Source organism: uncultured Maribacter sp. (genome assembly GCF_947495965.1).
In the GTDB taxonomy this organism is placed as follows: domain Bacteria; phylum Bacteroidota; class Bacteroidia; order Flavobacteriales; family Flavobacteriaceae; genus Maribacter_B.
The window spans coordinates 534,806-551,797 of record NZ_CANMBB010000001.1; the positions used below are offsets into that span (position 1 = coordinate 534,806).

8 protein-coding genes are annotated in these 16,992 nt (G+C 31.6%); 6 read left to right on the forward strand and 2 right to left on the reverse strand.

The annotated features are described in order from the left end of the window. Window positions 1–17 precede the first annotated feature (17 nt). Window positions 18–1,874: an FG-GAP-like repeat-containing protein gene (locus Q0820_RS02165; RefSeq protein WP_298484670.1), complete on the reverse strand. Its 1,857-nt coding sequence runs from the start codon at window positions 1,872–1,874 to the stop codon at window positions 18–20. Between the two features lie 126 nt (window positions 1,875–2,000). Then, complete coding sequence (locus Q0820_RS02170) at window positions 2,001–5,351, reverse strand: VCBS repeat-containing protein (RefSeq protein ID WP_298484672.1); 3,351 nt, start codon at window positions 5,349–5,351, stop codon at window positions 2,001–2,003. Window positions 5,352–5,558: 207 nt separating this feature from the next. Between Q0820_RS02170 and Q0820_RS02175 the strand changes: the two genes are divergently transcribed. The 6 genes from Q0820_RS02175 to Q0820_RS02200 all read left to right on the forward strand — a co-directional run bounded on the left by Q0820_RS02175 (window position 5,559) and on the right by Q0820_RS02200 (window position 16,989). Continuing rightward, window positions 5,559–7,610, forward strand: coding sequence for a helix-turn-helix domain-containing protein (locus Q0820_RS02175; RefSeq protein WP_298484674.1), 2,052 nt, complete (start codon window positions 5,559–5,561; stop codon window positions 7,608–7,610). Between the two features lie 50 nt (window positions 7,611–7,660). Beyond that, the gene (locus tag Q0820_RS02180) at window positions 7,661–8,950 is read left to right on the forward strand and encodes an MFS transporter (protein WP_298484675.1); all 1,290 of its coding nucleotides are present in this window, start codon (window positions 7,661–7,663) and stop codon (window positions 8,948–8,950) included. 381 nt (window positions 8,951–9,331) lie between these two features. After that, window positions 9,332–12,550 carry a TonB-dependent receptor gene (locus Q0820_RS02185; RefSeq protein ID WP_298484676.1) on the forward strand — a complete coding sequence of 1,073 codons (3,219 nt, stop codon included), beginning with the start codon at window positions 9,332–9,334 and terminating at the stop codon, window positions 12,548–12,550. 11 nt (window positions 12,551–12,561) lie between these two features. Continuing rightward, window positions 12,562–14,313, forward strand: coding sequence for a RagB/SusD family nutrient uptake outer membrane protein (locus Q0820_RS02190; RefSeq protein WP_298484678.1), 1,752 nt, complete (start codon window positions 12,562–12,564; stop codon window positions 14,311–14,313). Between the two features lie 191 nt (window positions 14,314–14,504). After that, entirely contained in the window at window positions 14,505–15,794 is a 1,290-nt protein-coding gene (locus Q0820_RS02195) for an MFS transporter (protein ID WP_298484681.1), read from the forward strand. Window positions 15,795–15,831: 37 nt separating this feature from the next. After that, a complete protein-coding gene (locus tag Q0820_RS02200; protein WP_298484683.1) occupies window positions 15,832–16,989 on the forward strand; it encodes a mandelate racemase/muconate lactonizing enzyme family protein in 1,158 nt (385 codons plus the stop codon). The last annotated feature ends 3 nt before the right edge of the window (window positions 16,990–16,992 follow it).

Genomic DNA, 16,992 nt, shown 5'->3' on the forward strand with positions numbered 1-16,992 from the left:
ATGGTTAGTAAGTTTTTTTAATTTAAAAGAAGCTTTCCTGACCATTTTTTATTTGCCAAACTTACTTTATAAACATATAACCCAGAAGTTAATTTAACACCGTTATTACTTTCTCCATTCCATTGTAAAACCCAGTCATTAGAAGTCCCTATTTCTTGTTCTAAGCTAAATACTTTTGCTCCCACTATTGTATATATACTAAGACGCAGAACTCCAGTTTCTTTATTCAAAAAATTAAATGTTATATGTTCTTTAAAAGGATTTGGGTGCACTATTAAATCTTTCTCTAAAACTTTATCATTAGGTATTTCATCAAATAGTACAGAATCTATTTCTGGCGTTGCCTCCTCCTCTTCTAAATTATAAAAGTCTCCTTCTTGCATCCCTTGTTTTTCAACAATTTTTATCTTTTGATTTATTGCTATATCATATATTTTTTCTTGAATAGAATTGGGCCATTGAATAAACAAACTATCTATTTTATTTACATTTCCTAATCCAAAATGTGCTGGTTTAACACTTTGCCCCATAATAGTAGCCCCATGTAATAATCTATGTATAGAATCTCCTTCTACATATGCAATGAGTTTACTTCCAAAAGCATTTTTATTAGAGGTTATTCCTTCTAAGTTAACCTGTAACCATGCATCTGAAATTGCAGTTGTATTTTTATATAAGTATGGTGCTTTATTTGTATTACTAACAAGAATATCTAAATCGCCATCCTCATCATAATCAAAAACCTCTGCTCCCATTCCATTATGTATTCCATTTGCGGCAGATTCATTTGTCCAATCTGTAAATTTTTGTTCTCCTTCTTTTCTTAAGTTTTTAAAAAAAACATTCTCATAATGCAAATCTGCTTCTCCATTTACAACATATAAATCTTGGTCTCCATCATTATCTGCATCTAAAAATCTAGTTCCCCAACCATAATGGCCATTACCCACACCTTCTTGGTTGGTTACATTTACAAAAGGCCCTTCTGCTGTTCCCATAAACAAAGGATTACTTTTAGATTCTGCTATGTTGGTAACATAAATATCATAATAACCATCGTTATTAAAATCTCCAATTGTAGAGCCCATTCCGCAACCTGTATTTCTTAAATTATAAGCATCTGTAACATTCACAAAAGATTGGCCTTCTTGGTTTAAATAAAAATTACTCAATCCAAAGTCATTCACCACATATAAATCTAACCATCCATCATGGTTCGCATCAATAGGTAAAGAAGACCATGTTCTATTACCATCATTTATATTTAAAGCACCTATAATTTCTTCAAAAGTACCATCTGCCTGGTTATTAAATAATCTATTTTCGTCTTCTAAATAAAAGAGGTATAAATCTAAATCCCCATCATTATCATAATCCCACCATAAACTACCCGAATTATTACAACTTAAACAAGGCTCTATTTTTGCTGCTTGGGTTACATCTTTAAAAGTTTTATCTCCCATATTCTTGTATAATTGTGTTCCATTTTGATGGGATAATAAAATATCTGGATACCCATCATTATCATAATCTGCCCATGAAGCACCTAACTTCAAATCCTGCTTTTCTGCATTAGAATGTTGTATTCCAAAACCCGCATCTTTAGTAACATCTTCTAACCTTCCGTTTATATTTTCTAAAAGACGGCTCCAAGTAGTTTCATCATTTGCATCAAAAGAATTATAAGCAACTATAAAAACATCTAAATCTCCATCTAAATCATAATCGGCAACAGCATTACCATAATTTATTTTCATTTCGGATAATGCCCTAGACTCTACTTCTGTAAACTGCTGTGTGTATGCAAAAAAAGATATAAGAAAAAAAAGCACTACTGCGGGTACTCTGCAAAGTTTAAACTTTTTTATATTCATAATTACCAATCTAATTTTATAAATTCTGTAGTTTATAAAACTACTTAAGTAATTCTTTAAACCTAAAGAGCTATTGTTCAATTAAGGGTTGTTATAGGTCAGGAAATACATAGCCATCCAAAAATATTATTCTAAAGACGGATATGTATATGCTTGTAAATAGTAATTATTATTTGCTACCAACACTACATTCTTTGACCCTATTTTTATTTTTTTCATATCCTTGACATCGTTTGGTGTATAAAATCCGCTTTCAATAACGTTTATTGGTATAAATTCTCCCTTACCATTTCCTTGAAGATAAAGTCCTATACCAGAATCATTACGTGGAGTTTCTATTTCAGAAGTAAATAAATTTCCTGCCAACAGAATATCTTTATTACCATCTTTATTAAAATCTTCTAACACTATTGCATTAACACTTGCTATTTGTGCTAGCATAGGCAATTGGGTTATGCTAAAGTTTTCTCCATTTAGGTTTTCTGCATATATAGATGCAAAGTTCTTTGCTTTTAAATGAAGTGCTTTATTCAAGTTTTCTCCATAAATACCTTCTAAAGTAGATTCTCCAAAAGACTCAAAAGTTGGGAATTTTTCTCCTAAAGAAGGAATTTGTTCAATAGAGCAAGACCTACCCCTTATAGGGTAAATATTCCCCTCTTCATAATAACTTAAAACAATATCTGTTGTGCTATTTTTATCAAAATCATAACTATGCACTTGAAAAGGAGTTTTTTTAGAAGCTTTATATTTATAATTAAGACCTAAGTTTCCAAAAACTAAATCCTTATCTCCATCATTATCCATATCTGCAGCAGTAACTTTATAATACCAACCTTCTAAATCTTTAAAAGCTTCATATTTTTTTTGAACAAATTCTCCCGTATCATTTTGTATTAAAGTTACTATTGGCATCCACTCTCCTACTACAACTAAATCTAATTTTTTATCCTTATTTATATCTACCCAAGTACTAGAAGTTACCATGCCTATTTTATTTAAATCTTTTGCTTTGGTAATAGTAACATCTTTTAAATAACCATTTACATTTTCTAAAAGAATACTGCTTGCTGGATAAGGATATTTTGCAGGCACTAACCTACCTCCTATAAACAAATCTATATCCCCATCATTATCATAATCTGCTTTAGATACAACAGAGCCACTTATTAAATTTTGAGGAACTCTTTTAACATCTTTTTTAAAATTTCCTTTACCATCATTAATATAAATACGGTCTTGTAATTTTTTGCTGTTTACTGCAAATTCATTCCCACCACTGACTACAAATAAATCCATATCTGAATCATTATCAACATCAAAAAAAACACAACCCATATCTTCCGATGCTTTATCTATACTCCAAGGTTTAGAAGTGCTTTTTTTAAACGTTCCATTTGTATTCTGAATATATAAAGTACCTTCATTCTCTGCTGCGCCACCAATATAAAAATCTTCTAGGTAATCATTATTTACATCTGCAACCGCTATAGAAGGTCCAAATTGAGACATTTTATGTGGCAGTAAAACTTGCTTATCATAATCATTGTATTCATTTTCTTGATGTTTATGTTCAATTCCATGTTCTTTTGCTATGGTATTAAAAGTGAGTCCTTTTATTGGTTCTTCTTTTGTCTCTGCAATGATTTTAGCACTTTTGCTTTGTACAATTTCTAATTGTTGATTAACATCTACATTTTCTAAAATAGTTTTTTCCCAGTTTGGCCATTCAACTATTATTTTTTCTATTTCTTTATTTTTTCCAACACCAAAATGAGCTATATCTTGGCTTTTAGACATATACCCTCTTGTATTACTCATTTCAATTATTTGCCAAACTTTAGAATCTTTATATAGTTTTACTCGTGTACAGTATAAATTAGTATTCTTTTTTGGTATTAATTTTAGTTGCAAAAAATTATTTAAATTCTTTTCCGTTGTAGTATTTCTATAAACAAATGCTTTTTGATTTATATTACTTACTACTAAATCTAAATCGCCATCATTATCTAAATCTGCATAAGCAGCTCCATTAGATAAACTTGGTATATTAATACCCCAATCTTTTGTCTTTTTTGAAAATGTAAAATCGCCATTATTTTTATAAATAAAATTATCTATTTTATCTTCAGGAGCCATTTGTGCTAATTCTAAAACATTAACAAGTTCTTGGAATTTTTTGCCCTGTTTTTTAGCTTCTACCTCTATGCTATCTAATATAACTTTGTACTTTAAATTTACATCGCTATTACGCATATTTCTTTTAATTCCGTTAGTTACAAATATGTCTTTATACCCATCATTATCATAATCTGCAATTAATGGCCCCCAACTCCAATCTGTATTAGAAACTCCTGCCATTTGTGCTAAATCACTAAAAGTTCCATTACCATTATTTCTTTGTAGTGTGTTAAACATGTATTGGTAATGACCACCCTCCTTTACAATTTTCCAAAAATTTTCTGGACGCATACCGCCCATATTAGTTTTAATTCTTTTGTGGTCTTCTGCTACCATATCTAGAACCATAATATCTAGATTACCATCATTATCATAATCTGCAATATCACTCCCCATACTAAAATTAGAAATGTGTTTAAAAGATGTTTTTAATATCTCTTGAAAAGTTCCATTTTGATTATTTAAATACATATAATCTGGTGCATCATAGTCATTTGCCACATAAATATCTGGCCAACCATCATTATTAATATCACCAATTGCAGCAGATAAACCATGAGCCATGTTTTCTGTTCCTGCTTCTGCAGAAACCTCAATATACCCTTTTGTTTTACCTAAATTTTTATAAAGTTTATCGCTATATCTAGAGTCTTTATATTTATCTTTTCCTCCTATTCTATTTCCTATACCTGGAGGCTGATTTACCAAATAAATATCTATGTAACCATCTTTGTTGTAGTCAAAAAAATTAGCTTGTTTAGAATACCCTGTATTAGCTACTTTGTAGACCTTTGCACTTTCTGTAAAAGTTGCATCACCATTATTAATATAAAGATAGTTTGCGCTAAGCTTTTTATTTCCTTGTGTATTTTTACAAACATAAATATCTAAATAACCATCAGAATTAACATCTCCAAAGGTTACTCCAGTAGACCATGTTTTATCCTCTATAAGTCCTGCTTTTTTGGAAATATTTTCAAACACAAAATTTCCTTTATTCAGATACAGCTCATCATTTACTTGATTACCGCTAAAGTAAATATCTGGCAACCCGTCATTATTAATATCACCAATTGCAACACCTGCACCTGTAACAAAATCCTCGTTTGTGAGGTGATTTTCATCACTAGTTTCTACAAGAGTATTTTCAAAAGAAATATTCGTGTACTCTTTATCTAACAAAACAAATAGTTTGTCATCAGCTTTTATACTTGGAAGTTCATTTTCTTTACAGGAATGTAATGGTATTATTAGCCCTAGTATAAGGCTTAATTTTAGTAGTTCTATTTTAAACAAATCTTAATTTTTTTAGACTTTAAATAAAGAACGCACATATAATTCATTGTAAATGGTAAAAATTGACCAAAACCAAATACATACTAATCAAACAATACTGAAAAAAACTAAAAAAACAATAGATTTAATCTCTACATCCCCTTAATTATTACTATATTAGTGTGGGTAGCGCTTATTTTTGTTTTTGTAAAAAAATTATGTAGATAAATGAGGAATTTAAATAAGAAATACAGTTGTTTTTATAGACAAACAATAGCTTTTTTAGCTTTTGTTATGTTGTGCTGCACTTCTATTTTACATGCTCAACAAAAACAAATTTTAAATAATAAAGAATTTAACAACACAAACTTACTAGTTACTAATAGTCCTCTTAAAAGTAAATTAGATTACTCTTTTAATACGAACAAATCCTCTTTTTTTACTTACAAAAAAAGCAATGTAAACTTTACTTCTTTAACCACTAAAAAAATAAATAAAGATCCTTTAGAAAGCTCCAAGAATATTTGGTATGCAGTGCCAAAACCTATTTCTTTTAGCACTTATTCCCCTTATGGTAAAAAAGCATGGCCTCTTCTATTTATTGGTACATTTTTTATAAGTATCTTATTAATATCATGGTATTATAAACAGTTACGAATTAATGAAAAAAACATATTTAAAGTTCAAGAGGCTGCCAATGAAATTAACCGATTAAAATTACATTTTTTCACAACTATTAATCATGATTTTAAGTCGCCACTCACAAATATTCTAAATCCTTTAGAGGAACTTTTAGCACTAAAAACCAATGATGCTTTTATTGAAACTAAACTAAAATCTATTGAATCTAATGTAAAACAACTCATTGGTGTTGTTAACGAATTAACAGACTACAGAAAAATAGAAATTGGGGAATCTGAACTTGTTTTAGAAAAAGAAAATATTATAGATTTTATAAGAAATAGTATTGAGTCTCACAAAATAATAGCTCAAAATAAAAATGTACTCTTATTATTCAAAAGTAAATTATTAGTCTCTGATGTTTGGTTTGATGGAGATAGGTTTGAAAAAGTAATTACTGATATTACTTATGAATTAATACAAAATGCACAAGAAGAAAGTACTATTACAATTTCTACAGAAATACCTTCGGACTTACTTAAAATAAACCGAAAAAATAGAGAAATAGAGTGTAAGTATATTCTAATAAAACTTGAGGCAGAAAACGATACACCAGGTTTAGACACTTTAAACCGTTCAGAAGATTTTTTAAATACAAAGTATAAAGTTATAGAAAAAATAATACAGCTACATTATGGAACTATTTCTTCTAAAACTAAAAATAGTTACGTATTAAAAATACCACTAGGAAATGTGCATTTAGTGTCTGGAGAAACCCCTAATACCTCGGAAACTAATAGCAATAACATAAAATATAATGGCGAGATTAATTCTAGTTTAGTTATAGAAAAATCAAAGCCAACGATATTAATTTATGATAACTCTAAAAAAACAAGAAGCCTAATAAAAAAAGGTCTTCATAATAAATATTCCATTCTAGAGGCCAAAAATAGCAAAGAAGCCTTAAACCTTGCCTTAGAAAAAATTCCTAAACTTATAATTGGAGACGTATCTACAGAACAATCTAGCGGTATAGCTTTATGTTATCAACTTAAGAATAATGCAAAAACTAGTCATATTCCCATTATACTTTTATCACCATTAAATACTGTAGAAAATAGGATGGAAGGGTTTGAATCTGGTGCAGATGCTTATATTTCTAAACCTATTAAAATGGAACTTTTAAGTTTAAGAGTAGACAAATTAGTAGAATCTAGAGCATCTATTGGCAGGTATTTAAAAACACAAGAGCTTTTAACTTTAGAAGATGTTAGTATAAATTCTAATGAACAAACATTTTTAAATAAAATTATGTCTTTCTTAGAAGAGCACATGCAGAATGAATCCTATGGTGTAGATCAATTAGCAGAAGACATGAGCCTAAGTAGGTCTACATTATTTAGAAAACTAAAAAATTTAACTGGCCATGCTCCAAATGAATTTATTAGAATGATTAAACTTAAACGTGCTTCGCAGTTGCTAGCAAAAAACCAATATACAATTTCTGAAATTAGTTATTTAGTTGGGTTCAACGATCCTAATTATTTTGGCAAATGTTTTAGAAAAATGTTTGGACAATCCCCTTCATCTTATATTTCTAAATACAAAAAAAATGGGGATGACAACACGGATTTCAAAACAAATTCAACTAAAATATAACTCAAAATTTACTATCATATCTTAACTTTACCCAAAAGTTATCTAACGCAATGAATACTAAAAACTCAACAGGTAGTATTAGAAAACGTTTTAATGTATTAACCTTAGTATTTATTTCTGTTGTCATTAATTATATAGACAGGAGTAACATTTCTGTAGCAGCATTTGCTTTAAGCCAAGATTTGAGTTTAAGCTCTATACAAATGGGATATATTTTTTCTGCATTTGCATGGACATATGCCATTTTTCAAATTCCAGGAGGCATCCTAGTAGATAATATAAAAGCAAGAATTCTATATCCAATAATGTTAATATTATGGTCTATTTCTAGCTTATTACAAGGGTTTATAAATTCTTTTACCGCATTAGCAGGTTTAAGAGCTAGTAGTGGTATTTTTCAGGCTCCATCCTTTCCAACAAATAATGCCATAGCAAGCAAATGGTTTCCAGAAAAAGAAAGAGCATCTGCAATAGCTATATATACTTCTGGACAATATGTTGGACTAGCTTTTTTAACTCCTCTTTTAGTTTCTGTTCAATATTATTTAGGATGGAGAGGGTTATTTATTTTCTCAGGAATTATAGGGCTTATACTTAGCTATATATGGTACAAATTTTATAGAGATCCAAAAGACCACGAAAGTATTAGTAAAACTGAATTAGAATATATTTGTCAAGACGAGCCAAATACAATTAGTACCAACGAGAGTGAAGATGCTATAAAGTTCTCTTGGAAAGACATTAAACATGCCTTTGTACACAAAAAACTTTGGGGACTTTATATTGGTCAATTTTGTATTGGTTCTCTTATAATATTCTTCTTAACCTGGTTCCCTACATATTTAGTACAATATAGAGGTATTGATTTTCTGGAATCTGGTTTTTTGGCTTCTATACCTTTTTTAGCTGCATTTGTAGGTGTAATACTATCTGGATTTACATCCGACTTTTTAATCCGTAAAGGTTACAAGAAAGAAGTAGCAAGAAAATTACCAATTATATGTGGTATGCTACTTTCTACTTGTATTATTGGAGTTAATTATACTGACAATACAAATTTTATAATTCTTTTTTTAACTATTGCTTTTTTTGGAAACGGATTTGCTAGTACAACATGGGTTTTTGTTTCCTTAATGGCTCCAAAAAAACTCATTGGTCTTGTAGGAGGCACATTTAACTTTATTGGTTCTTCCTCTGCTGTAATTACTCCAATTGCTATAGGTTATCTTGCCAAAAATGGAGATTTTAGACCAGCTATTTTCTTTATAACCTGCCTTACTTTTGTTGGTCTTTTATCCTTTATCTTCTTAGTTGGAAAAATTAAAAGAATTAATATTTAAGAGTTTTATTCAAAAAAATACAGGTTTTCTAAATCTTCCTTAAAAATTTTACAACATATTACCCAAAATAACCTTTGTGCTTTCTAGAGTATACTAGATAATACCTGAACATATAGTAAAAAAAGGTAAATAACGGTCATATATAGGTATTAAAAGACCAAAATACTAGAAACTCACACACTTTACGGGTTTTGATCATATGTTAAAAAATCCTTAACAATGACCACATTTTACCGAGCATAAATTAGCAAAAAAGCAATTTTTGCATAGGAAAAATGAGGATTTGATATTTATTAAGAATTTACTATTACTCACAGCTCTTAAAAAATTTACTTCTTCATTACCTAACTACTAAACAAATTAACTCATTAAATCAATTTTATGAAAAAACGATTAACTACTCGATTTAAACCACGCAACCTTTTGTTTGGTTTAGCAATTATGCTATTCTGCGTTACTTCTGCAGAAGCGCAGTCTACCCAAATAACAGGTAATGTAACAGACCAGCTAAACGAAGTTCTTATTGGAGCAAACATAGTTGTAAAAGGAACTACAAACGGTGTGGTTTCAGACTTTGATGGTAATTATACACTCAAAGCTAACAAAGGAGATGTATTAGTTGTAAGCTATACTGGCTTTACTACTAAAGAAGTAACAATAGGCGATAATACAACCATTAACATACAACTATCCGAAAGTGCAGAAGCACTCGAAGAAGTGGTTCTTATTGGGTACGGTTCTAGAAAAAAGACCGATGTTGTAACAGCTGTGAGTACTGTGGACAATGATTTTCTTGACCAACAACCATCTGCAGATGCTACAAGAGCATTACAAGGTAGTGCCTCTGGTGTAACTGTAGTAGCATCCGCAAGACCAGGACAACAAGCACAAGTAAGGATTCGTGGTTTAGGTAGTATCAATGGTAATAACCCATTGTATATTATTGATGGTTCTATTGGAGGTTCTATACCACCACCAGACCAAATAAAAACCATTCAAGTATTAAAAGATGCTTCATCTACTGCCATTTATGGTTCTAGAGGTGCAAATGGTGTAATATTAGTTACTACAAAATCTGGAAGAAAAAATCAGAAGGCAAAACTGCAATTAAATGTTAAAACTGGTGTTGGAAAAAGTAACGCTAAAATGGATTTAGTTACCGACCCTAATTTAATTGGCCAAATGATATGGTTAGAACAAACAAATGATGGTATTGCACCAAATCACCCACATTTTCAGTTTGACCCTAATGACATAACAGCTACTAGGGTTAATGATTATCTATTTCCAAATGGAGCATCTAACGGAGACCCTTCTACAGATCCTTCTTTATATGAGGAAAGAAACTATCCAATTACACGTACTAACCAAAATGGTACCGATTGGTTAGAAGAAATGTATGACAGTACAGCTTTGTTGCAAGAATACGGACTTTCTGTTACTGGTGGTTCAGAAAAGACAACTTATGCATTAAATGCTAGTTTCTTTGATGAGGAAGGTATATTTAAATACAATTCTTTTAACAGATATGCTTTTAGATCTAATATAGATTCTGAAATAACGGATTGGTTAACTATTGGTCAAAGACTAGGTGCCACTTTCACAGAAAGTAAAGGGAACACAATAGGTTTTAATGCTATAGCCGAAACAAGTCCTTTAATTCCTCTTTTAGATGAAGGCGGAAATTATGCAGGAGGTATTGTAGGTGGTAACCTAAACGATGGTCCTAACCCAGTAGGAAGTAATTTTAGAAATAGAAGAGACCTAAGAAAAACAATGAATTTAACGGGTAACTTTTATATGCAAATAGAGCCTTTAAAAGATTTAAAGTTTAAATCTTTATTTGGATATAACATGAACTGGTTTAGTAACCATGACCCAAGATTTGCTGATCCAGAAAACACTAACGGTTCTTTTGCAAACACCTTAAGTGAAACAAGAAACAATAGATTAACATGGAACTTTTCTAACACACTTACCTATGCAAAAACATTTTCAGAAGTTCACAATGTAGATGTTCTTTTAGGTATGGAATCCTACAAAAGTAGTTTTGACGAAATACAAGCTGGTAGAGCAGGTTACATATCTACTAATCCAGATTTTTACTACTTAACTGCTGGAGCAGATGGTATAACAAATGATTCCAATGCTAGTGCAGGATCTTTATTTTCTTTGTTTTCTAGATTATACTACTCCTATGATAATAAATATATGATAGAAGGTACTGTTAGACGAGATGCTTCTTCCATATTTACATCAGACAAAAGAGTTGGTTACTTTCCAGCAGTATCTGCAGGTTGGGTAGTATCTAGAGAAAACTTCATGGAAGGCACTAGTGGTTGGTTAAACCAATTAAAGTTTAGAGTTGGTTGGGGTCAATCTGGTAATGACCAAATAGGCAGTAGTAGTAATATCTTTAGTACATATGGTTCTGGTTTAGGAAACTCATACTATGGTTTAGGTGGTAATGATAACACTATTGCTTTAGGATACCAATCTATTGCTTATGGGAACCCTAATGCTGTTTGGGAAACTACAGAATCTACAAACTTTGGTATTGATGCGACTATTGTTGGTGGATTAAATTTAAGTGTAGATGTTTGGAGAAAGAAAACAAGCGATATGTTATTTCCTATAGAATTACCTGCTGTTGTAGGGCAAGCACAATTCCCAGCTGTAAACATTGGGACTATGGATAATAACGGTGTTGATATAGAACTTAGTTATAACGGTAGTGTAGGAGCTGACTTTACTTATAATATAGGGGCAAATATTTCTACTTATAAAAATGAAGTTACACAATTATCTGGTGGAGAAAATGATTTTGTAACAGGTAGAAGTGAAAGAGGACAAACCTATACTAGAGCAGAAAATGGCCGTTCTTTTCCAGAATTTTATGGTTATGTTGTAGAAGGCATTTTCCAAACACAACCAGAAGCAGATGCGCATGCTACGAATGGCACTTATAACCAACCTGGTAATCTTAAAATAAAAGATATTAGTGGTCCAAATGGCGTACCAGATGGAGAAATTACTCCAGATGATAGAACATCTATTGGAAACCCACATCCAGATTTTACTGCAGGTTTAAATTTAGGAATGCAATATAAAAACTTTGACCTTACCGCTATCTGGTATGCAAGTGTTGGTAATGACTTAATTAATTATTACAACAGATTTACAAGATATGGTTTATTTCAAGGTCCAAAAGCATCCGATCGTTTATATAAATCTTGGGGAAGTCCATATCTAGAAAATAATGAAGATGCTGTATTACCTAAAGCATCTAGTACAACAAGTTTTGAGCAAAACACACATTCAGATATGGTGGAAGATGGTACATTCTTGCGTCTAAAATCATTACAAATAGGATACAACTTACCAAGTAATGTATTAGATAAAATAGGTGTTTCTAATATGCGTATTTATTTAATGGGAACAAACTTAATTACTCTTTTTGATGATTATTCTGGTTTAGATGTTGAAGTATTTCCTGCTTTTGATGCAAACAATCAAAATAGTGAAATAAATAAAGGTTTCGACTTTGGAACATGGCCACAACCGAAACAATTTGTCCTTGGTTTAAATATTAGTTTATAAAAAAAATGAAAATGAAGAAAATATATAAAAAAATAAGCCTTTTGGTAATTCTAGGAATTGCTGTTAGTGCTTGTAAAGATGAATTTTTAGAAGAATTCCCTAGAGGTGTTGTAACAATAGATACACTTTCTGACGAACCTGGTGCTAATCTATTATTAGTAGGAGCATATTCTGTTATTGATGGTTACTCACAAGGAGGCCCAGGTGGAGCTGGTGAAGCCTCTGCTACGAACTGGGTATGGGGAGATGTACCTTCTGATGATATGCACCGTGGAGACCAAACTGGTGGCTGGAGTGCAATAAACTTAATTGAAAGATACGAAGTAGACCCAACTAACCCATGGGTAGAAGGTTTATGGAAAGCAAATTATGATGGTATTGCAAGAGCTAATGATGTTATTAGAGTTCTTAGAAATGCAGGAGAAAACATTCCTGCAGCAGGCGCAACACAAATTGAAGCAGAAGCTAGATGGTTAAGAGCATGGTTTCATTTTCAATTAAGAACAAAAATTGAAAAAATACCATATATAACAGAAGACGTTAACCCTGCAGAAGTTTCAAACGAAGCAGAAGTTTGGGATAATATTGAAGCAGATATTCAATGGGGTATAGATAACAATATGGATGAAACTCCAGAAATTGGTCGTGCTTCTCGTTGGGCAGCTAAAGCATTAAAAGCTAGAGTTCATATGTTTCAAAATGAGTTTGATTTAGCAAAACCTTTATTAGACGACATTATAGATAATGGCCCATTTGTATTAATGGATCACTTTTATGATAATCATGACGAAGAAAAGCAAAACAATGCGGAAAGTATTTTTGAAATACAATACACTGTAAATGATGGTGATGCTGGAGGGCATAATGCAGGTTCAGACCATAGAACTTTATTTCCTAGAGGTGCGGATATAGGATTATGTTGCGCATATAGTGCTCCTTCTTTTGATCTTTTTAACGCCTTTAAAGTTGATGCTCAAGGATTACCTTTATTAGATACATTCCAAGATGATTTATTATTAGAAGATTATGGTTTATTAGATACAGATCCTTTTACACCAACGGCTGAACTTCTTGACCCTAGAGTAGACTGGACAATTGCAAGACGTGGAATTCCATTTTTTGATTGGGGACCAATGTCTGGTGGCGACTGGATGTTAGACCAAGCAGGAATGGGGCCTTTCTTAAACAAGAAAATAATGTTCTACAAAAGAAATTTTCAGACTATATCTATTAACACACCTACATGGTCAGCTGGTTTAAATGGTAATAACTGGAGACTATTTAGATTAGGACATATTATTCTTTGGAGAGCAGAAGTTGCTGTAGAAGAAAATGATCTAGAAACTGCAAAAGACCTAGTTAATGAGATACGTCTTAGAGCTCAGGATGATATTGTTATGGGACGAATCAGCAATACTACTTTTGGATCTGATGACCCAATAGTTATTGATGAATCACAACCCGCTGCAAATTACTTATTAGGATTGTATCCTTCTTTTCCTGATCAAGATTATGCAAGAAAAGCAGTTCGTCATGAAACAAGATTAGAGTTTGCATTAGAAGGTATGCGCTTTCAAGATTTAGTTCGTTGGGGTATAGATGCTGAAACTATGAATTCATATTTAGCATCAGAATTATCTGCTAACAAATTACCTTGGATTCAAGGAGCAAATTACACCGCTGGTCAAGATGATCATTTTCCTGTACCACAAACGCAGTTAGATTTACAATCTGGTGTATTAACACAAGACCCTGCATATTAAAAATTTTGTTTGAGTTGAGTTTTGAGCTAAGAACGGCAAGTAACTTTTTTAAGTAAACTGCCGTTCTTTTTTTACCTAAAAAACGTACTAATATTTTATAATAAACACATTAGTTACTTCATATTAATCATCCGTGCTGTTAATACTATTAATATCCACATAATTTCGTAAGGACTTTAAAAAGAAAGAAAATGACCAAAAAACCAACCACAAGAAAAAGATTTAATATCCTTGCTATGATTTTTATAACTGTAGTAATAAACTATTTAGATCGCAGTAATATCTCTATAGCAGCATCAGCTCTTCAAGATGATTTAGGTATAGACTCCATTAAAATGGGCTATGTCTTTTCTGCATTTGCATGGACCTATGCATTATTACAAATACCTGGAGGTGCAATTGCTGATAGAGTAAAATCTAGAGTACTATACACCTTTATAATGGTTTTCTGGTCTATTGCTACTTTAATTCAAGGTATGGTAAATTCTTTTACCGCATTAATTGGATTAAGAGCTAGTATTGGTTTTTTTGAAGCTCCTTCATACCCTATAAATAATTTAGTAGTTACACGTTGGTTCCCAGAAAACGAGAGAGCTACAGCAATAGGAATTTACACTTCTGGGCAATTTTTAGGAATGGCTTTTTTATTACCAGTTTTAACTTTAATACAAGATGCATTTGGCTGGAGAGGGCTTTTTATAATCTCAGGAATTATAGGTCTTGTATGGGCTGCAATTTGGTATTTCTTTTATAGAGACCCAAAAGACCATAAATCTATTAGCCAATCAGAATTAGATTATATTCAAGAAGGTGGTGGCCTTATAGAAACAAAAAAACAGACAGAAGTTAAAGAAAAATTTAACTGGGAAGATATTAAAGAAGTATTTAGTTACCGTAAACTATGGGGATTATACATAGGTCAATTTTGCTTAGGAGCAACTTTAATATTTTTTCTTACATGGTTCCCTACCTATTTAGTAAAGTATAGAGGATTAGATTTTTTAAAATCTGGTTTTTTAGCCTCAATACCTTACCTGGCAGCTTTTGTTGGAGTTTTACTCTCCGGATTTGTATCGGATTACCTTACCAAAAAAGGATACTCTGTAGAAATCTCTAGAAAACTTCCAATAATTATTGGAATGCTACTTTCCATAGGTGTAATTGGAGCAAATTATACCGATGATACTTTCTTCATTATACTATTCTTATCTATTTCCTTTTTTGGAAACGGATTAGCTAGTATAGCCTGGGTATTTATATCCTTAATAGCACCAACAAGGCTTATTGGTTTAACTGGTGGCGCATTTAATTTTATTGGCGGTTTAGCTGGTATTGTTATACCTATTACAATAGGTTACCTTGTAAAAGACGGAGACTTTAGTCCTGCTTTATTCTTTATTGGCGGAATAGCATTATTAGGGTTTGTTTCCTACACTTTCATTGTTGGTAAAGTAGAACGTATTGTACCAAAAAACAAATAAAATATTAGTCTACTAATAATAATTTAGAATATAACACATGAAAATCACTGATATAAAAACATATCCAATAAATGTTGGGAGTGGTAGCCAATTAGTAATTAAGGTAGAAACAAATAGTGGCATCTATGGTTGGGGAGCATCTGGCCTATCCGGAAGAGAATTTCCAGTAATTGGAGCAATAGAACACTACAAACCTTTACTTATTGGAAAAAATCCAATGCAAATTGGAGCTATATGGCAAGATTTATATAGAGGGCAGTATTTTGAAGGCGGAAGAGTTTTAACCGCAGCCATATCTGCAATAGATATAGCATTATATGATATAAAAGGAAAAGCTTTAGGTGTTCCTGTTTATGAACTCTTAGGTGGTAAACAACGTAATTTTGTAGAATGTTTTGCATCGGTACGTTTTTCTACCCTAGAAGAACTTATTAGACTTTCTAAAGGGCTTGTTGCGGATGGATGGAATATGCTACGCCTAGCTCCTGCCGAATTTGAAGCACAAGAAAACCAAAGTGAATTTGAACCTAGAGAATCTATAGCAATAATTTCTGAATGGTTAATTGCATTAAGAAAAGAAGTAGGAACAAGAATAACTATTGGTATAGATTACCATACAAGACTAACTCAAGCAGAAACATACTCTTTTATACAAAGAATGCCTAAAGGGACTATAGATTTTATAGAAGAACCTATACGTGATGAAAATCCTGAAGCATATGAAAATCTTCGTAAAATGATAGATATTCCTTTTGCAATAGGAGAAGAGTTTTCAAGCAAATGGCAATTTATGCCTTTCATAGAAAAAAACATTACGCAATATGCAAGAATAGATGTTTGTAATGTTGGGGGTATTACCGAAGCTAAAAAGGTTGCTGCTATGGCAGAAACGCACTATATAGATTTAATGCCACACAACCCTTTAGGACCAATATGTACCGCCGCTACGATACACTTAGCAGCATCATGTCCTAATTTTAGTTGGTTAGAAGAAGTAAATACTGGTGCTCATGTTATAACAAATGACCCAAAATTTTACCCTATGCAACATAAATTAGCAGGTCCAAGATATCCAGTTACGGACACTCCAGGCTTAGGAGTAGAATTTAACGAAGAGTATGCAAAAACATTAAAATTTAAACCTGTAGAAATTCCACGTCTTTATAGAAAAGATGGATCTCTCACTAATTGGTAAACA